Origin of the sequence: Microcella humidisoli, from assembly GCF_024362325.1 — a bacterium.
GTDB classification, from domain to species: Bacteria; Actinomycetota; Actinomycetes; order Actinomycetales; family Microbacteriaceae; genus Microcella; species Microcella humidisoli.
In genome coordinates, this window is record NZ_CP101497.1 from 2332770 (window position 1) to 2351500 (window position 18731).

The 18731-nt window shown below is 72.2% G+C and carries 15 protein-coding genes and 1 tRNA gene; 10 read left to right on the forward strand and 6 right to left on the reverse strand.

All coding sequences use genetic code 11. The annotated features are described in order from the left end of the window. Positions 1 to 10 precede the first annotated feature (10 nt). Positions 11 to 1345, reverse strand: coding sequence for a M20/M25/M40 family metallo-hydrolase (locus NNL39_RS11430; RefSeq protein ID WP_255159402.1), 1335 nt, complete (start codon positions 1343 to 1345; stop codon positions 11 to 13). A gap of 115 nt (positions 1346 to 1460) precedes the next feature. On the opposite strand from NNL39_RS11430, the gene NNL39_RS11435 reads away from it, so the two are divergent. Continuing rightward, positions 1461 to 1544, forward strand: a tRNA-Leu gene (locus NNL39_RS11435). A gap of 195 nt (positions 1545 to 1739) precedes the next feature. After that, positions 1740 to 3020, forward strand: coding sequence for a hemolysin family protein (locus NNL39_RS11440; protein WP_255159403.1), 1281 nt, complete (start codon positions 1740 to 1742; stop codon positions 3018 to 3020). Positions 3021 to 3026: 6 nt separating this feature from the next. On the opposite strand, the gene NNL39_RS11445 is transcribed toward NNL39_RS11440, so the two are convergent. Next, on the reverse strand, positions 3027 to 3386 hold the full coding sequence (locus NNL39_RS11445; RefSeq protein ID WP_255159404.1) for a DUF2834 domain-containing protein: 360 nt from the start codon (positions 3384 to 3386) through the stop codon (positions 3027 to 3029). A 9-nt stretch (positions 3387 to 3395) separates the two neighbouring features. Between NNL39_RS11445 and NNL39_RS11450 the strand changes: the two genes are divergently transcribed. The 8 genes from NNL39_RS11450 to NNL39_RS11485 all read left to right on the forward strand — a co-directional run bounded on the left by NNL39_RS11450 (position 3396) and on the right by NNL39_RS11485 (position 14069). Continuing rightward, positions 3396 to 4670 (forward strand): folylpolyglutamate synthase/dihydrofolate synthase family protein, encoded by a 1275-nt coding sequence (locus tag NNL39_RS11450; protein WP_255159405.1) that lies wholly within the window; start codon positions 3396 to 3398, stop codon positions 4668 to 4670. Between the two features lie 14 nt (positions 4671 to 4684). Then, a complete protein-coding gene (locus NNL39_RS11455; RefSeq protein ID WP_255159406.1) occupies positions 4685 to 5509 on the forward strand; it encodes a Cof-type HAD-IIB family hydrolase in 825 nt (274 codons plus the stop codon). A gap of 48 nt (positions 5510 to 5557) precedes the next feature. Then, positions 5558 to 6136, forward strand: coding sequence for an RNA polymerase sigma factor (locus NNL39_RS11460; protein ID WP_255159407.1), 579 nt, complete (start codon positions 5558 to 5560; stop codon positions 6134 to 6136). Next, positions 6126 to 6941, forward strand: a complete 816-nt coding sequence (locus tag NNL39_RS11465) for a hypothetical protein (RefSeq protein ID WP_255159408.1) — start codon at positions 6126 to 6128, stop codon at positions 6939 to 6941. The genes NNL39_RS11460 and NNL39_RS11465 overlap by 11 nt, the downstream gene beginning before the upstream one ends. 198 nt (positions 6942 to 7139) lie before the next feature. Then, positions 7140 to 7943: a hypothetical protein gene (locus NNL39_RS11470; protein ID WP_255159409.1), complete on the forward strand. Its 804-nt coding sequence runs from the start codon at positions 7140 to 7142 to the stop codon at positions 7941 to 7943. Further along, positions 7943 to 9544 (forward strand): DNA polymerase Y family protein, encoded by a 1602-nt coding sequence (locus NNL39_RS11475; RefSeq protein WP_255159410.1) that lies wholly within the window; start codon positions 7943 to 7945, stop codon positions 9542 to 9544. Before NNL39_RS11470 ends, NNL39_RS11475 begins: the two co-directional genes overlap by 1 nt. 42 nt (positions 9545 to 9586) lie before the next feature. Further along, the gene (locus NNL39_RS11480; RefSeq protein WP_255159411.1) at positions 9587 to 13138 is read left to right on the forward strand and encodes an error-prone DNA polymerase; all 3552 of its coding nucleotides are present in this window, start codon (positions 9587 to 9589) and stop codon (positions 13136 to 13138) included. A 61-nt stretch (positions 13139 to 13199) separates the two neighbouring features. Continuing rightward, a complete protein-coding gene (locus tag NNL39_RS11485; protein ID WP_255159412.1) occupies positions 13200 to 14069 on the forward strand; it encodes a DUF1206 domain-containing protein in 870 nt (289 codons plus the stop codon). A gap of 6 nt (positions 14070 to 14075) precedes the next feature. On the opposite strand, the gene NNL39_RS11490 is transcribed toward NNL39_RS11485, so the two are convergent. The 4 genes from NNL39_RS11490 to NNL39_RS11505 all read right to left on the reverse strand — a co-directional run bounded on the left by NNL39_RS11490 (position 14076) and on the right by NNL39_RS11505 (position 18579). Then, positions 14076 to 15149: an alanine racemase gene (locus NNL39_RS11490; RefSeq protein WP_255159413.1), complete on the reverse strand. Its 1074-nt coding sequence runs from the start codon at positions 15147 to 15149 to the stop codon at positions 14076 to 14078. Between the two features lie 20 nt (positions 15150 to 15169). Further along, a complete protein-coding gene (locus NNL39_RS11495; protein ID WP_255159414.1) occupies positions 15170 to 16951 on the reverse strand; it encodes a DEAD/DEAH box helicase in 1782 nt (593 codons plus the stop codon). A gap of 36 nt (positions 16952 to 16987) precedes the next feature. Beyond that, entirely contained in the window at positions 16988 to 18238 is a 1251-nt protein-coding gene (locus tag NNL39_RS11500; RefSeq protein WP_255159415.1) for a DNA polymerase IV, read from the reverse strand. Positions 18239 to 18321: 83 nt separating this feature from the next. Next, a complete protein-coding gene (locus tag NNL39_RS11505) occupies positions 18322 to 18579 on the reverse strand; it encodes a GlsB/YeaQ/YmgE family stress response membrane protein (RefSeq protein WP_255159416.1) in 258 nt (85 codons plus the stop codon). Between the last annotated feature and the right edge of the window lie 152 nt (positions 18580 to 18731).

Genomic DNA, 18731 nt, shown 5'->3' on the forward strand with positions numbered 1-18731 from the left:
CGGGGCCGTTCTAGTAGCGGGTGAGCAGGTCGGTGAGGGCGGCGTGGCCGAACTCGAGCGCGTCGAGCGGCACGCGCTCGTCGACGCCGTGGAACATCGCGGGGAAGTCGAGCTCGGGCGTCAGCTTGAGGGGGGCGAAGCCGTAGCCCGTGATGCCCAGCAGGCTCAGCGCCTTGTTGTCGGTGCCCCCGCTCAGCAGGTACGGCAGCACCTCGGCGCCGGGATCGTGCCGCTGGAGCGTTGCGACCATCTCGTCGACGAGCGGGCCGCTGAACGGGTTCTCGAGCCCGAGATCGCGGTGCATCACGATGACCTCGATGTCATCGCCGACGAGGTGCTGCACCTCGGCGAGCACGGCATCCTCCTGGCCCGGCAGCGTGCGGATGTCGATGAGGGCTTCGGCCCGGTCGGGAATCACGTTGTGCTTGTAGCCCGCTTGCAGCACGGTCGGGTTCGTCGTCGTGCGTACGGTCGCCGTGAGGAAGCCCGCGGCGGTGCCCGAGCGCAGCAGCAGCTCGTCTGGTCCGACCTGCTCGGGGTCCGCATCCAGCAGGCGCGCGAGCTCGGCGAGCAGCTGCCGCGTCGTGTCGGTGAGGTGCAGCGGCCACTGCTGCCGGCCGAGCGTGACCACGGCCTCGGCGAGCTTCGTGACGGCGTTGTTCGTGATGACGCGCGAGCCGTGTGCCGCCGTGCCGCGCGCGACGAGCTTGATCCAGACGAGCGCCTTCTCGCCCGTCTGCAGCAGGTAGGCGCGCCGCCCGGCGAGCTCGACCGAGTACCCTCCGACCTCGCTGATCGCCTCGGTCGCGCCGGCGAAGAGCTGCGGATGCTCGGTCACGACGTGGTGCGACCCGAACACTCCCCCGTTCTCCTCGTCGGAGAAGAACGCCACGACGAGGTCGCGATTCGGCCCGCCGGTCTCGATCGTCAGCCGCAGCGCGGTCAGCATCATGGCGTCCATGTTCTTCATGTCGACGGCGCCGCGCCCCCACAGCATCCCGTCGCGGATCTCGCCCGCGAAGGGATCGACGCTCCAGTTCGCCGGGTCGGCGGGCACGACGTCGAGATGGCCGTGCACGACGAGCGCGGGGCGCTCGCCGCGGCTGCGATCGACGGGATGCTCGTACCGGCCGTCGACCCGGGCGATCACGCTCGTGCGCCCGGGGGCGGCGTCGACGAGCAGGGGCTCGAGTCCCATGTCGCGCAACTCGGCCTCGACGTAGTGGGCGGCCTCGGCCTCGCCGTTGCTGCGGCCCTCGCCGTAGTTGGTGGTGTCGAAGCGGATGAGGTCGCGGGCGATGCGGGCGGTGCTGCCGAGTCGGTCGAGCGCAGCATCCTGGGGCATGTCCTCAACGCTACCGGGCCTACCGCGCCCGTGAGGCGGTGCGCGAAAGGGCACGCGGCATCCGTGCTAATGTCGTCTCCGGTCGCGACGCCTCCGGGCGGAGCAACCACAACCAGCGCGGGTGGCGGAAATGGCAGACGCGCTAGCTTGAGGTGCTAGTGCCCGAAAGGGCGTGGGGGTTCAAGTCCCCCCTCGCGCACGGATCACATGCTTGTGGGCAGGTGTGTGGCGAAGAACTGGTTGAGACAGTGCGGCACGTGTGCCGTGAACGGCCCCGAGGCGAGAGCCCGGGGTCGTTCGTCGTTTCGGCAGTCGTGCGGCCGACGCACAGCTTGCACTTAGCGATTGCCGACACTGTTGAGATCATGGACGACTGTCACCATACGAGCCGTTGATGGGCGATATCGCGCTCACCATCGGGCTCATCGCCCTGTTCATCGCGATCGGCGGCGTGTTCGCCGCAGCCGAGATCGCTCTCGTCTCGCTCCGCGAATCGCAACTGGTCACGCTCGAGAAGCGCAGCGCCCGCGGGGCGCGCGTCGCCGCCCTCGCGCGCGACCCCAACACCTTCTTGGCTGCGGTCCAGATTGGCGTGACCCTCTCCGGCTTCCTCTCCGCGGCGTACGGCGCCACGGCGCTCGCGCCCTACCTGACGCCGACGCTGGTGGCGGGCGGCATCGCTGAGCCGGTGGCCGCCGCGATCTCGATCATCACGATGACGCTCATCGTGGCCTATGCCTCGCTGGTCTTCGGCGAGCTGGCGCCGAAGCGGCTCGCCCTGCAGCGCGCTGAGTCGTTCGCCCTCATCGTCGCGCCCGTGCTGGCCGGATTCGCGGTCGCGGTCAAGCCGCTGGTGTGGCTGCTCGCCGCGTCGAGCAACCTCGTCGTGCGCCTCTTCGGCGGCGACCCGCATCAGCGGGCCGAGCAGATGAGCGACGACGAGCTGCGTGAGCTCGTCGACGCCCACGACGGGCTCGGGGACGAAGAGCGCGAGATCGTCGGCGACGTGCTGCACGCCGCCGACCGCACGCTCGCCGAGGTCATGCGCCATCGCGCCGACATGGTCGCGGTGCGCGGCGATCTCACGCTCGACGAGGCCCGGCAGTGGGCGCGCGAGCAGCCGTATTCGCGCTACCCCGTGCTGCACGGCGGGTTCGACGGGATCACGACCTTCGTGCACGTGCGCGACCTCGCGTGGGCGCCGGAGGGCGCCGACCTCGCGAGCATCGAGCGCCCGCTCGCAGCGCTTCCGTCGACCGCGCGCATCCTGCCGACGCTCACGCGCATGCGCCGCGACGGCGACCACATCGCACTCGTCGTTGACGAGTACGGCGGCGTCGATGGCATCGTGACGCTCGAAGACATCGTCGAAGAGCTCATCGGCGAGGTCTACGACGAATACGACGAGACCGACGCGCTCACCGACGGAGCCATCGACGCGACCGTGCTCGTGGCCGGGTCGCTCACGATCGAGGAGTTCGCTGACCGTACGGGCGTCGTCGTCGACGACGGACCGTACGAGACCATCGCGGGATACGTGGTCGACCGGCTGGGGCGCATTCCGAATGACGGCGATGCGGTCGAGACCGCGGAGGCGCGGCTGGTCGTGCGCGGGGTCGAGCGACGACGCATCGTGCAGGTCGAGGTCGAGCGGCTCGAACCGGCGATCGACTGATCGCGCCTACATCGCGGCGGTCGGCTCGGCCTTCTCGGTCGCGAGCTGCTGCAGCCGCCGCTCGCGGTTGGCGAGGAAGAGCGGGAACGTGAACGCGATCGCCGTGAGCCCCGAGAACACGATGTACGCCCACAGGTGCTTCATGCCGAGGCGGCGGCCCTCGATGACGATGAGGGCGCACGCGGCGACTGCCATGATGAGCAGGTCCATCGTGAGCGAGCCGACGGCCGGGCCGCTGCCGAACCAGTCGCCGAAAAAGTCGCGACGCTCGATGATGGCGATGACGTTGTAGGTCCAGGTGCCGATGAGGCCAGCGATGGCGAGGACGAGGAACACGATGGCGGTGCGATTCCAGTGACGGGTCATGACGCCATTGTGCCTGCGGCGGCTGACTCGCGTGCCGTCGACCTCGACGCGCTGGAATCCCGCACGGCGTTTCGGGAGTGGAGCGCGCGGTCTCCCGGGCAGCGGGCCGACCCCCGTCGGTTCGGGATGCTCGTCGCGGCCCTCGGGCTCGACGTCGAGCATCCCGCCCCCGCCCTCGGGGTTGTCGGGTCGAAGGGCAAGGGCACCACCGTCGCCTACGCCTCGGCGCTCGTGGCCCAGACGGGGCTGCGGGTCGGCACGGTCTTCAGCCCGGGGCTCGTGAGCAATCGCGATCGGCTGCGGGTCAACGGTGCCGTGCTGCCGCTCGGCGACTACATCGCGCTGCTCGAGCGGGTCGACGCGGCGCTGCGCACGCTGCCGGCGCCCGACGCGGGCTACATCGGGCCGAGCGGGTTCTTCCTCGCCGCGGGGCTCGCGCACTTCGCCGCCGCGGGGTGCGAGGCGCTCGTGCTCGAGGCCGGCATCGGCGGCCGGCGCGACGACCTCGGGCGTGTCGGGCTCACGGGCCTGGCGATGGCGCAGGTCTTTCTCGAGCACACCGACCTGCTCGGGCCGACGATCGCCGCGATCGCCGCCGACAAGGTCGGGGCCGCGCGGCCCGGCATCCGCTTCGTGAGCCACCTCGCGCAGAGCGAGGAGGCCGAGGCGGTCATCCGTCAGCACACCGACGACATCGGCGCTGAGCGGATGCGCGTCGACGCGACCGCCCGCGCACCGTACGCGGGCGCGGTCGTCGAGGGGCTCACGGGCATGAATGCCGCGCACGGCATGATCGCTGCGCGGAGGCTGCTGACCGAGCTCGGTCGGCCGGATGCGACTGACGAGCAGGTGCGCGCCGCGGCGGCGCGCGTGCACTACCCCGGGCGGCTGTCGCGGCACGAGCGCGACGGCTCGACAGTTTTCGTCGACTCGGCTGTCAGCCGCGACGGCTTCGAGAACGCCCTCGCGCACGTCGAGCGCGAGACGGGCGCGCTGCCCGCTCTCACGCTCGTGTCGGTGCCGCGCGAGAAGGATCTGGCCGGGTTCCGTGCAGTGGCCGCGGGGCTGGCCGCTGCGGCAACGCCTCGCCGCGTCGTCTTCGTCGCCCTCGAGCGCGTGCACCTGCACTACCCCGAGCGCGACGAGTGGCCCGGCGAGTGGGCGACCGCCGCCGAGCTGCCCGCCCTGCTGCGCAGCGCGCCCGTCGTGCTCGCGATCGGCACCGCGAGCTTCTCATCCGAGGTGCTGCGGCACTGCGGCGTCGACACCGACCGCGTCTTCTGAGACTGGAGCCCCCAATGCCCTCCCCCGCCCCCTTCGGCCTGCTGCTCGACGTCGACGGCCCCATCGCGAGCCCGATCGAGCGGCGCATCGTGATCGACTCGATCGTGGACGACCTGCTGACGCTCGCCGCGGCGGGCATCCCGATCGCCTTCATCACGGGCCGCAGCGACGCCTTCATGCGCGAGCAGGTCGTGGCGCCTCTCGTGGCCGGCGGTCTGGATGCGGGGGCGCACGTCTTCGGCGTCTTCGAGAAGGGCGGCTGCTGGGCGCCGGTTACCCCGCAGGGCCTCGACGTGCTCGAGATCGACACCGTCGTCGCGGTGCCCGTTGCCCTCAAGACGGCCGTCGAGTCGCTCGCGCGTGAGCACTACGCCGACACCATGTTCGTCGACGACGGCAAGCACGTGATGATCTCGATCGAGCAGCGCACTGACGTGACCTCGGCGGTCTATCGCGACGCGCAGCTGCGCTTCATCGTGGAGGTCGAGCGGATCATGGCCGAGCTCGCGGTGGGCCCGGGGTTCCGCATCGACCCCACGATCATCTCGATCGACGTCGAGTCGGTGCTGCTCGACAAAGACCTCGGCGCCGCGCGCGCCCTCGACTGGTTCGCCGCGCGCGGTGTGTCGGCCGAGCGGTGGTGGTCGGTCGGCGACTCGCGGTCGGACTACCTGATGGCCGACGCGGTGCACGCGCGGGGCATCCCGGTCGCGCACGTTGACGTGCGGCCCGGCGACGGCATGCTTGATCGGCCCTACGACGTCGTAGTCGAGAGCGACCTCATCCACGATGCCGCGGGCGCGGCGTTCCTGCGGCGGAGGGTCGCCGAGCTCGACTGAGTTGTCGCCTCCCGGGAACCGATCGGGCCATGCCGGACACTACAGAGCATGAGCATCCCTCCAGCCGGTGACGACCGCGACGACTGGTCGCAGGCCCAGCGCGGCATCGGCGAAGGGTTCGGGCGCATCTTCGACCGGCATCGCGATCGTGTGTACCGGCACGTGCTGCGCCTCGTGCCCTTGCCCGCCGACGCCGATGATGCTGTCGCCATCGTCTTCTTCGAGGCCTGGCGGCGGCGCGATGACGCTCGACTGGTCGACGGTTCGCTGCTGCCGTGGCTGCTCGTGACGGCGACGAAGGTGACGCAGAACCTCAACCGCAGCGCCCGTCGTCATCGCGCTCTCCTCGCCAAGCTGCCGCCGGAGGATCACGCGCTCGATCACGCTGAGCACCTCGAGGACGGGCCGGCCAGCGCCGCGTTGCGTGACTTGCCGTTGTCCGATCGCCACATCATCACCCTCTGCGTACTCGAAGGCCTCACCGATCGCGAAGCCGCGATCGTACTCGACCTCCCGGTCGGCACGGTCAAATCTCGGCTCTCACGCGCCAAGCGCCGTCTCGCCGACCGCATCGACCCGCACTCCGCACCGATGACTCGATTGGATGAAGCCGCTCATGATGCCTAGCGCCTCTCCCCGCACCCCCTCGCGCTCGGCAGTGTTGCGCGCGGAGCTCGTCGCGCAGGTCGCCGAGTCGGTGCCGCGACCCCGCACGCTCACGACGGGCCGCGTCGCGGTCACCGCCGTACTCGCGTTCGCGCTCGCCGGTGCCGCCACCGGCGGCGCCGTCGCGGCGACCGGGATGCTCACGCCGACCTCGAGCGTTGAACTCTCGTTGGAGGAGCTGCGGGTGATCTCGTTCCCCGGCGCAGAGCTACTCGGCACTCCCCTGCTCGTGACCGGCTCCGGCGAGACGGTCGTCCGGCTCGATGACCGTCCCGAAGATGCCACCGGCCTGGCTTTGCGTGTGCAGTGCCTCGACCCGGGCCGCTACGACATTGCGATCGACGATCTTCCTGATGGCTGGATTGAGTGCGACGCGGGCGACGACGGCGTGTTCTCGCCCGGCGGCTTCAGTCAGCTCACGGACCTGACCGTCGAGGACCCGCAGTCCGTGACGGTCCGCGGGCAGGGCGGCGATCGCTATGTCATCTGGGTGTCGTGGGCGGTGACGCCCGCGGCGATCGAGCCGTCGGAAGCGCAGGCCGCGGCTCTCGCCGACGGTGTCGTCACGCGCGAGGAGTATGTCGCGGGTCTCGATCGTTACATCGCTTGCATGGAAGCGAGCGGCTGGTCGGTCGGAGTGGTCGACCGCGAGGCTGAGGTCATCGAGTACAGCATCGAGGCGATCTCCGGCGACGACGACGCCCGCTGCTACGCCGCCGAGTTCTACGAGCTCGACATGGGCTGGCAGGTGTCGCGGGAGGAGTAGTGCGGGGCTCGAGCCCTGCGCTGAGTGCTCGCGGACTATCGGCGGCACGCCTGTCCGTGCACTTCAACGGATGCGGAACATCGCGATGCGGATTCGCATTTTTCCGCATCCGTTGACGTCTGCCTGGGGTGTTCGCGACACGCCGGGTGAATGTCGGTGCAGGTTGCCATATTCGAACGTATGTTCGATCATGGAGAGATGCCTGCTCTTGCGCTCTCCCCCGTCGCCGACCCTGTCGGCGCCGCAGTGGGTGAGCGCGCCGCGACCACGCGGGCCCAGCGCACCCCGACCTCGCAGATCGAGTCGGTTGACACTGTGCAGGCGCTGCAGGCCCGTATCGACGCGCTGCAGCGCACGCGGCTCGACTCGCGACTCATGCCCACGCACGAAGCCCTCGCCGACCTGCTGCCCGACGGCGGGCTGCGCGAGGGCGCGACCTACGCCCTGAGCCCCTCGAGCGCCCTCGTCATGGCGCTACTCGTCGGCCCCTCCCAGGCGGGCTCGTGGTGCGGCGTCGTCGGCATGCCCGAGTTCGGCGTCGAGGCCGCCGAGGGCATCGGCATCGACCTCGACCGGCTCGTGCTCGTGCCGCACCCGGGCGACGCGTGGCTCACTGTCACGGCGTCGATCGCGGATGCGCTCGGCATCGTCGTCGTGCGCCCCGGGCGGGCGGCGAGCGACGGGGCGATCGCCAAGCTCGCCGGGCGGCTGCGCGAGCGCGGCTCGACCCTGCTCGTGCTCGGCCCGTGGCCCCAGGCCGAGGCCATGATCAGCCTCACCGAGAGCCGCTGGTCGGGCCTCGGCGACGGCCACGGCTACCTGAGCGAGCGCGAGGTGACGATCACCGTGAGCGCGAAGCGCGGCGGCCGGCCCCGCAGCGGGCGCGTGATGATGCCGGATGCCGAGCTGGGCATCCGCCGCCTCGATCGCGGTGTTGCGGCCGACCGCGCGCGGGAGCGCTGGCACGACACCGCTCCCCTCACGGCGAGGCGGGTCGGCTGATGCAGCGCACGCTCGTGCTGTGGGTGCCCGACTGGCCCGTCATCGCGGCCGTGCGCGAGGGGCTGGCCGTCGCAGGCGCGCCGATCGCCGTCATGGCGGCCAACCGGGTCGTCGCGTGCTCCCCCGCCGCCCGCGCCGAAGGCGTGCGGGCGGGTCAGCGGCGGCGCGAGGCCCAGTCGCTGTGCACGAGCCTCGTCGTCGTACCATTCGACGAGGGGCGGGATCACCGGCTGTTCGCTCCGCTCATCGACGTCGTCGACGGGCTCGTCGCGGGCGTGCAGGTCGTGCGGCCCGGCCTGCTCGCGCTCGCCGCGCGCGGGCCGGCCCGCTACTACGGCGGCGAGAAAGCTGCCGCGCTCGCGCTGCGCGGCGCCGTGCTCGCCGAAGGGGTGGGCGCAGCATCCGGCAACCCCCTCGGGGGTGGGCTGGCCGATGTGCGCATCGGCGTGGCCGACGGCCCCTTCGCGGCCGAGCTCGCCGCGCGCACGGTGGCTGCCGAGCAGTCGGTGCAGATCGTGCCGAGCGGAGCATCCGGCCCTTTCCTCGCCCCCTTCGCCGTGACGACGCTCGGCGACCCCGACCTCGCGACGCTGCTCGGGCGGCTCGGAGTGCGCACGCTCGGCGACTTCGCCGCGCTGCCCGCCGAGGCCGTGCGCGACCGCTTCGGCGCGGCCGGAGCCCATCGGCACGCCCTCGCCGGAGCCTCCGACGCCACGCCGCTCGTACCGCGCACTCCCCCGCCCGACCTCGAACGCGTACTGGAGCTCGAGCCACCGCTCGACCGCGTCGACCAGCTCGCCTTCGCCGTGCGGCAGCTCGCCGACGAGCTCGTCGAGACCCTCACCGGGCGGCTGCTCGTCGCCACGGCCATCCGCATCGGCTTCCGCGACGAGCACGGCACCGAGACCGAGCGGGCCTGGCTGCACCCGCGATCGTTCCGCGCGAGCGAGATCGTCGACCGCGTGCGCTGGCAGCTCAGCGGCGAGACGCGCACGGCGGGGGCGCGCGCCGACGCCGACCGCGGGCCGGGCCTGCGCTCGGCCATCACGCGCGTGCGCATCGTGCCCGAGAGCGTCGACGACCTCGCCCACCACGAGCCCGGGCTGTGGGGCAGCGCGCCCGACGAGCGCGTGCACCACGCCCTCTCGCGCGTGCAGAGCCTGCTCGGCCACGAGGCCGTGCTCACCGCACAGCGCACGGGCGGCCGCACGCTCGCCGAACGATCCGTGCTCGTGCCGTGGGGCGACCGCGCCGTCATCACCCGACCGGTCGAACGACCCTGGCCGGGAGCCCTGCCGCAGCCCGCGCCGGCCACCGTATTCCCCTCGCGGCATGCGGTCACGGTCGTCGACGAGCTGGGTGCTCCGGTCGGCATCGATGACCGGATGCGGCTCTCCGCGCCCCCCGCCGGGTTCGCCCCGGCCGCGGGCGGCGCGACGCGGCCCGTGACCTCGTGGGCGGGCCCGTGGCCGCTCGACGAGCAGTGGTGGAGCATCCGTCGCCGGCGACTGCACCGCCTGCAGGTCGTCGACGCGGCCGGCGTCGCCTGGCTGCTCGTGCTCGAGGGCAGCAGCTGGTGGGCCGAGGCGCGCTATGACTGAGCGCGTGCCGACTGAGCGCGTGATCGCCGCGGGGCCGCGCTGATGGCCGGCTGGCACAACCCGCCCATTCCGTGGAGCGAGTTCGAACGGAATCTGCGTGAGGGCAGCCGCCCCGGCTCGAGCCCGCCGCTCGGCGGTGATGCGGGAGACTCCCCCGCCTGGTCGCAGAAGCGTGCGCCGTACCAGCGGCGCGGTCTCGAGCAGCCCGACCCCGCCACGGTCGTGCCCTACGCCGAGCTGCACGCGCACTCGAGCTTCAGCTTCCTCGACGGCGCCTCGAGCCCCGAAGAGCTGCTCGAAGAGGCCGCGCGTCTCGGGCTGATGGGCCTCGCGATGACCGACCACGACGGCTTCTACGGCGTCGTGCGCATGGCCGAGGCGGCCGAGCCGTACGGCATCACGACGGTGTTCGGCGCCGAGCTCTCGCTCGACCTCACGGGTCCGCAGCAGGGCGTGCCCGACCCCGAGGGCACGCACCTGCTCGTGCTCGCGCGCGGGCAGGCCGGCTACCACCGGCTCGCCGCCGCCATCACCGACGCGCAGCTCGCGGGCGCCGAGAAGGGCCGTCCGGTGTACGACCTCGACGTGCTCGCCGAACACGCCGGCCGCGGGGGCGATTCGACGAGCGGCGACCACTGGATGATCCTCACCGGGTGCCGCAAGGGCGCCGTGCGCTCGGCGCTCGAGGGGCGCGACACCAGACGCGCCGGTAACGACGGTGCGGCCTCGGATGGCGTCGCCCGCGCGCGGCCGACGCGCGCCCACATCGCGGCGGCGGGCGCCGAGCTCGACGCGCTCGTCGACCGGTTCGGAGCATCCAATGTCTGCATCGAGCTCTTCGATCACGGCCGGCCGCTCGACACCGTGCACAACGACGTGCTCGCCGCACTCGCCGCTGAGCGCGGGCTGCCGCTCGTCGCGACGGGCGCCGTGCACTACGCGACCCCCGCGCGGTACCCGCTCGCCACCGCGTTCGCCGCCCTGCGCGCGCGCCGCAGCCTCGACGACATGCAGGGCTGGCTGCCCGCGGCCGGCACCTCGCACTTGCGGAGCGGTGCCGAGATGCAGCGCCTGTTCGCGCGGTACCCGGGGACGGTGGCGCGCAGCGTCGAGCTGGCGACCGAGCTCGGCTTCAGCCTGCGGCAGGCCAAACCGAATCTTCCCCGGCAGGAGGTACCAGAAGGCCACACGCCGATGAGCTGGCTGCGCGAGCTCGTCTGGGCGGCCGTGCCGCGCAAGTACCCCGACGCGAGCGAGGCCGACCGCGCCCGCATCGCGCGCGAGCTCGACGTCATCGAGGCCAAAGACTTTCCCGGCTACTTCCTCATCGTGCACGACATCGTGCAGTACGCCCGAAGCCGCGGCATCCTCTGTCAGGGCCGGGGCTCGGCCGCCAACTCGGCCGTCTGCTACCTGCTCGACATCACCGCGGTCGACTCGATCGGCTACCAGCTGCCCTTCGAGCGCTTCCTGTCGTCGCTCAGAGACGAAGAGCCCGACATCGACGTCGACTTCGACTCCGATCGGCGGGAAGAGGTCATCCAGTACGTCTTCGAGAAGTACGGTCGCCGCAATGCCGCCCAGGTGGCGAACGTCATCAGCTACCGGCCGAAGAACGCCGTGCGCGACATGGCGCGGGCGCTCGGCTACTCCACCGGACAGCAGGATGCCTGGAGCAAGCAGGTCGAGCGCTGGGGCGCCGTGCTCTCGAGCGACGACCACGACATTCCCGAACCCGTCGTCGACCTTGCGCAGCAGGTGCTCACCTACCCGCGGCACTTGGGCATCCACTCGGGCGGCATGGTGCTCACCGATCGGCCCGTCGGCGAGATCGTGCCCATCGAGCACGCGCGCATGGAGAACCGCACGGTGCTGCAGTGGGACAAAGACGACTGCGCCTGGATGGGCCTCGTCAAGTTCGACCTGCTCGGCCTCGGCATGCTCGCCGCCCTGCAGTACTCGTTCGACCTCATGGACGAGCACCTCGGTGAGCGGTGGGAGCTCGCGACCCTGCCGAAGGAGGAGCAAGCGACCTACGACATGCTGTGCCGCGCCGACTCGATCGGCGTGTTCCAGGTCGAGAGCCGCGCCCAGATGGGCCTGCTGCCGCGGCTGCAGCCGCGCAAGTTCTACGACCTCGTCGTGCAGATCGCGCTCGTGCGGCCCGGGCCCATTCAGGGCGGGGCCGTGCACCCCTTCGTGCGGCGCAAACTCGGGCACGAGCCGATCACCTACGACCATCCGAAGCTCAAGGCTCCGCTCGAGCGCACGCTCGGCATCCCGATCTTCCAAGAGCAGCTCATGCAGGTCGCGATGGCGGTCGGCGGCTGCACGGGTGACGATGCCGACCTGCTGCGCCGCGCCATGGGCAGCAAGCGCGGCCTCGAGCGCATCGAGTCGCTGCGCGAGACGCTCTACGCCGGCATGGCGGGCAACGGCATCACCGGTCAGCTCGCCGACGAGATCTACGGCCGCATCCAGGCCTTCGCCAACTTCGGCTTCGCCGAGAGCCACTCGATCAGCTTCGCGCTGCTCGTCTACGCGAGCTCGTGGATCAAGCTGCACTACCCCGGCGTCTTCCTCGCCTCGCTCTTGCGCGCGCAGCCGATGGGCTTCTACGCGCCTGCGAGCCTAACGGCCGATGCCGAACGCCACGGTGTGGAGGTGCGCACGCCGTGCATCCTGCGGTCGGGGGTCGAGGCGGGGCTCGAGCGCCTCGATCTGGTGGTCGCGTCAGCGCACGAACCCGTGGCTCCGGATGCCCGCCGCGCGCACCCCACGGGGCTCGAGCAGTGCATCCACCGCCAGCAGCCGCCCGTACCCGAGTTCGAGCCCGCGTCGACGAACGGCGACCTCGCCGACTGCGCGCTGCACCGCCGCGACGGCGAGCTCGCGGTGCGGCTCGGGCTTGCCGAGGTCGGCGGGATCGGTCGGCCGACGGCCCAGCGCATCGTCGCCGAGCGCGAGCGGGGCGGCCCGTACCGCGACCTCACCGAGCTCGTCTACCGCACGGGGCTCACGGCCGCCCAGGTCGAGGCCCTGGCGACCGCCGGCGCCTTCGACGTGCTCGGCATGTCGCGGCGCGAGGCGCTGTGGGCGGCGGGTGCGGCGGCGCAGGCCCGGCCCGAGTACCTGCCGGGGGTCGTCACGGCGGTGCAGCCGCCGCTGTTCACCGACCTCGACGAGTACGAGCTCATGGTCGCCAACCTCGTGTCGACGGGCATCGCTCCCGGCGACCACCCCGTGCGCTTCGTGCGCGGGCTGCTGCGCGAGCGCGGCGTGCTGAGCGCGCGCGAGCTGCGCAGGGCCGATCCGGGGCGCCGCGTCGAGGTCGCGGGGGTCGTCACCCACCGTCAGCGACCCGCGACCGCGAGCGGCATCACCTTCCTCAACCTGGAAGACGAGACGGGCCTCGTGAACGTCATCTGCTCGGTCGGGCTGTGGGGCCGCTATCGCCGCACGGTGCGCGAGAGCCGCGCCCTCATCGTGCGGGGCACGCTCGAGCGCTCTGCCGAGGGCGTCATCAACATCGTCGCCGACCGCGTCGAGTCGCTGCCTTTGCGCGTCACGATGCCGAGCCGCGACTTCCGCTAGTCCTTGACCCCGAAGGCGTCAACCCGTGGGCGCTCGCGCGCGACCGCCGTACCCTGAGGCCATGAACGATGCGTCGAACACGGCCGCCCACGCCGCGAAGGCCGCGCTCGACGCGGCGAAAGCCGGCGCCGACGGAGCCCTCTCCGTGGCCAAGCAGGTCCACGGCAGCACGGTCTTCGAGCGCACCGCGCGCGCCGGCTTCGCCGTGAACGGCCTCCTGCACGTGCTCATGGGACTGCTCGCCATCTCGGTCGCCACGGGAGCAGCCGGCGCGGGCGACGAGGCCGACCCCGCCGGAGCACTGCGCACCGTCGCCGACACACCAGGCGGACTCGTGCTCGTCTGGGTGCTCGCCATCGGGCTTGCGGCACTCGCGCTCTGGCTGCTGCTCGAGGCGGTCATCGCCCACCTGCTGCGGCGCGAGTGGAAGCGTGGCATCGTCGTGCTCGCCAAAGCCGTGGCGTACGGCGCTCTCGCGGTGCCCGCCGTCACGATCGGCCTCGGCGGCAGCGTCGACGCCGACAGCGATGTGCGCGAGGTCAGCGCGTTCCTCGTGCAGACGCCCGTCGGCATCGTGCTGCTCGGCCTCTGCGGCGCGGCGGTCATCGCGATCGGCGGATACTTCGTCGTGAAGGGCGCGCGGCGGGGCTTCCTCGACGACATCGACACCCCCAACGGTGCCGCCGGCACCGCGGTGACGGTGCTCGGAACAGTCGGATACATCGCCAAAGGCGTCGCGCTCGCGGCGGTCGGCGCACTGCTCATCTCCACGGCCGTCACGGTCGATCCGGCGGAAGCGGGCGGTCTCGACGAGGCCCTGCGCGCCGTCGTGCAGCTGCCGTTCGGCGCCCCGCTGCTCGTCGTGATCGCGCTCGGACTCATCGCCTACGGCCTCTACTGCGTCGTGCGGGCGAAGCGAGCCCAGCTCTAGCGGCGCTTAAGCGTTGCGGCCGCGCGCCGCGACGTGCCACACGGCGACCTCGTCCCCCTCGGGCTCGACGACGAGCTCGTCGACGAGGTTCACGGCGGTGCAGACGTGGTTGGGCACGACCCGCAGCACCGTGCCGAGCGGCGGCACGACGGCGTCCGGCGGGAACGTGACGGTCGCGTGGTGCTCCGAGAGCGCCGTGATGCGGGCATCCGGGTGGTCGAGCAGCCGGCCGTAGCCGCTCGCATAGGCGGCGCGGTCGGCGCCCAGGATCTTGCTGCCGGCATCCACGACCGCCACATGATCGCGCCGGCTCACGACGGTCGCTCGCGCGCTCAGCGCGATCGCCGCGGGCTCGATCGTGCCGAGCTCCCACTGCTGCGCGTCGCCGAACAGGTACACGCCGGGCCGCAGCTCGGTGAGCACGCCGCCGTCGGCCGCACGCGCGCTCGGCGTCGACCCGCCGCTCACCACGGGGCACGGGATGCCCGCCGCGACGAGCGCATCGCGCGCGGTCGCGAGGGCCGCGGCCTCGTCGCCCGCCGCGGGTGCCGCCGCGCCCGAGCCGTACGAGTGCCCGGGGAAGGTGAAGACACCGTCGACGTGGAGTCCCGCCTCGAGCGCCGCGGCAGCAACCGCCGCGGCACGCTCGGGAGCGACGCCGCTGCGGTGGTGGCCGCTGTCGACCTCGACCGCGATCGCGAGGGGCACAGCGCCGGGGCGACCGGCGTGCACGGCGTCGGCCAGCATCCGCACGCCCTCGATCGAGTCGGCTCCGACGCGCAGGCGAGCGCGGCCGGCGAGCGAGCGCAGCCGGGCTGCACGGGGTCCCGTCGCCCACAGCGGATAGGCGATGAACAGATCGTCGATGCCAGCGTCGGCGAAGACCTCGGCCTCGCCCACCGTGGCCACCGTGAGACCGATGGCCCCGTGCTCGCACTGCCGACGCGCGATCTCGGGTGTCTTGTGCGTCTTGGCGTGCGGACGCAGCGCGACCCCGAGCGCGCGCGCGTGCTCGGCCATGGCAGCGAGGTTGGCCTCGAGCCGGTGCTCGTCGACGACGAGGTAGGGGGTATCGCGCACGCCCCCATCATGCCCCGTGGTCAGGAGGTTCCGGCCGCCATCTGCTTGCGCAGCAGCTCGATGCGCAGCTGCAGCTGCGCCACCGTGGCCTGGCCGACGGCCGGACCGCCGCACAGGCGCCGCAGCTCGGCGTGGATGTGCCCATGCGGCTGCCCGGTGAGTTTCGCCCGGAGCCCGACGAGGCTGTTGAGCAGCGTGCGCTGCTCTTTCAGCGAGCGGTAGAGGGGCTGCGGCACCGGCGCCGCGCCCGCGGGGCGGTCGGCGGCACGCCGCTGCTGCCGCTGGTGGCGGGCTTTGAGCACCTCGCGCACCTGGTCGGGTTCGAGGATTCCGGGGAGTCCGAGGAAGTCGAGCTCCTCCAGGCTGCCGACGGGTGAAAGCGCGCCGAACTCGTCCCCGTCGTACAGCACCTTCTCGAAGGTCGCGCTCGATTCGAGGGCGAGGTACGTGTACTCGGCGAGTTCGCTGTCGCTGGCCTTCTCCTCCCGCTCGGCAGCGGCGAGCAGCGCGTCATCGAGCAGCTCGTCGCTCGCGCGGTCGAGCGCGTGGTCGCGCTCGCGCTCGAGCTCGCTCGCCAGCCGCTGGATGGCAGGAACGCTCGGGATGAAGATCGACGCGGTCTCGCCGCGGCGGCGCGCGCGCACGAAGCGCCCGATCGCCTGCGCGAAGAACAGCGGGGTGGATGCGCTCGTCGCGTAGACCCCGACCGCGAGGCGCGGCACGTCGACGCCTTCGGAGACCATGCGCACGGCGACGAGCCAGCGCGACTCCGACTCGGCGAACGCAGCGATGCGGTCGGAGGCCCCGGCCTCGTCGCTCAGCACGACGGTGGGCTCCTCCCCCGAGATCGACGTCAGCAGACCCGCGTACGCGCGCGCGGTCGCCTGATCCGTCGCGATGACGAGTCCCCCCGCATCCGGGATCGCGTGCCGCACTTCGGTGAGGCGCGTGTCGGCGGCGCGCAGCACGCCGCTCATCCACTCGCCGCCCGGGTCGAGCGCCGTGCGCCAGGCCTGCGCCGTGATGTCGGCGGTGTCCGCCTGCCCGAGCACCGCCTCCATCTCGTCGCCGGAGGTCGTGCGCCAGCGCATCCGACCCGCGTACGAGAGGAACAGCACCGGGCGCACGACACCGTCGGTGAGCGCGCGACCGTAGCCGTACTGGTAGTCGGTCTGCGAGATGCGGATACCCTCGGCGTCGGGCACGTAGGTCACGAACGGGATGGGCGCGGTGTCGCTGCGGAAGGGGGTGCCGGTGAGGGAGAGCCGCCGCGTCGCGCCCTCGTAGGCCTCGCGGATCGCATCGCCCCAGCTGAGCGCATCGCCGCCGTGGTGCACTTCGTCGAGGATGACAAGGGTCGAGGCCTGCTCGACGAGCCCGCGGTGCACGAAGGGCTGCGCGGCGACCTGCGCGTAGGTGACGGCGGCGCCGTGGAAGGCGCGGCCGACGACACGGCCGGCGTTGCGGAAGGCGGGATCGAGGCGGATGCCGACGCGATGCGCGGCGTCAGCCCACTGCCGCTTGAGGTGCTCGGTCGGTGCCACGACGATGACGCGTTCGACCGTGCGGCGCGCGAGCAGCTCGGCGGCGAGACGCAGGGCGAACGTCGTCTTGCCGGCTCCGGGGGTGGCGGCCGCGAGGAAGTCACGCGGCTCGGTCTCGAAGTAGCGGTCGAGGGCCTCGGCCTGCCAGGCCCGCAGCCGGTCGGCGGTGCCGCGCGCGGCCCGCTCGGGGTACGAGGGTGAGAGGTGCTCCGCAGCGAAGGTGCCCACGTGGGGGGCACGGCGGTAGGTCGGACTCACGAGACCTCGATGCTAGTCGAGCGCACCGACGGGCAGTCACTCGCCCGCGTCGGGCACACTCCCACGGCGCGGCGGGGCCCCGCGCAGCAGGGATGCCCGCTGCACCGCCCCGCGCCCGAACCGCTCCGTCAGGGCGTCGATCGCCCCTTCTGCCTCGCGCCAGGGTTCGTCGTCGTCCCACAGCCCTCTCGCCACCGTTCCGGTCGGCAGCAGCCCCGAGGCGCGCACGCCGATGAGCCGCAGACCGCGGCCGACGACGGGCGAGGCCGCATACAGCGCGCGAGCCTCCGTCGCGATGCGCTGGGCGACGTCGGTCGGCTCGGGCAGGGTCTGCGACCGCGTGATGGTCTCGAAGTCGCCGAACCGGAGCTTGATCGCGAGTGTTCGGGCCACCCAGCCGCCCGCGCGCAGCCGCTCGGCGACGCGGTCGGCGAGTCGCAGCAGCTCGCGCTCGATGACGCGGGCATCGGCGATGTCGCGCTCGAAGGTCACCTCGTGCCCGATGGTTTTCTCGGCGCGCTCGGGCGACACGGTGCGGGGGTCGCGGCCGTGCGCGAGTTCGTGCAGGTGCCCCGCAGCGGCCGGGCCGAGTGCGCGTGCGAGGGCGTCGAGCGGCGCATCCGCGACGTCGCCGATCGTGCGCAGTCCGAGACGCTCCAGCCGCTGGGCCGAGGCCGCGCCGACGCCCCACAGCGCCGTGATCGGCTGGGGATGCAGGAACGCGAGGGTCTCGGCCTCGGGCACGACGAGCAGCCCGTCGGGCTTGGCGCGGCCCGAGGCGAGCTTCGCCACGAACTTCGTCGCGGCCGCGCCCACCGAGGCGACGAGCCCTGTCTCCTCCCGGATGCGCGCCCGCAGCGCCGTGCCAATCGCGAACGGCGGTCCGAAGAGCGCGGTCGCTCCTGCGACGTCGAGGAAGGCCTCGTCGATGCTGAGCGGCTCGACGAGCGGCGTGACGTCGGCGAGGATGCGCATGACCTCGCGCGAGGCGGCCTGGTAACGCTCGTAGTGCGGCTCGAGCACGATCGCCTGCGGGCAGCGGCGCAGGGCGACGGCCATGGGCATGGCCGAGTTCACGCCGTATCGCCGGGCCTCGTACGTCGCCGCGGTCACGACGGAGCGCGCGCCGCGATGGCCGACGATCACGGGCTTGCCGCGCAGCTCGGGGCGGTCGAGCAGCTCGACCGAGGCGAAGAAGGCGTCCATGTCGAGGTGCAGGATGGGCGCGCTGAGGTCAGCGGTCGGGGCTGACGTGACCAGCCGACCACTGCCGTCTTGCTTGCTCATGACGAACGCCCCACGCGAGCATCCTGCCACCGTGCGGTGACGGTGGCGGGATGCGCGTGGGGCGCTCGGTGGTGCGGGAGCGGCTAGCGCTTACGGGTGATGAGGCCCCAGAGCAGGATCACGAGGATCGAGCCGCCGATCGCGAGCAGCCAGGTGCCGATGCTGAAGAACGAGTCGACCGAGCCGAGGCCCAGCAGGCTACCGATCCAGCCGCCGAGGAGTGCGCCGACGACGCCGAGGATGAGCGTCGCGAGCCAGCCGCCGCCCTGCTTGCCGGGCAGGATCGCCTTGGCGATCGCGCCGGCGATGAGGCCGAGAAGAAGGAATGCGAGGAAGCCCATGGCTTCTCCTTTCGTTGTGGCGAACGCGCAGGAAGCACGCCGCCGAAGTTCGAGCAGTTCTGTGGAAATGCTCGGCCAACAGTCAACCAGATGTCCCCCGTTCGGGGGGCGAAGGTTCTCGGCGGTTTGCCAGGGTGCGCCGATGGCCCCCG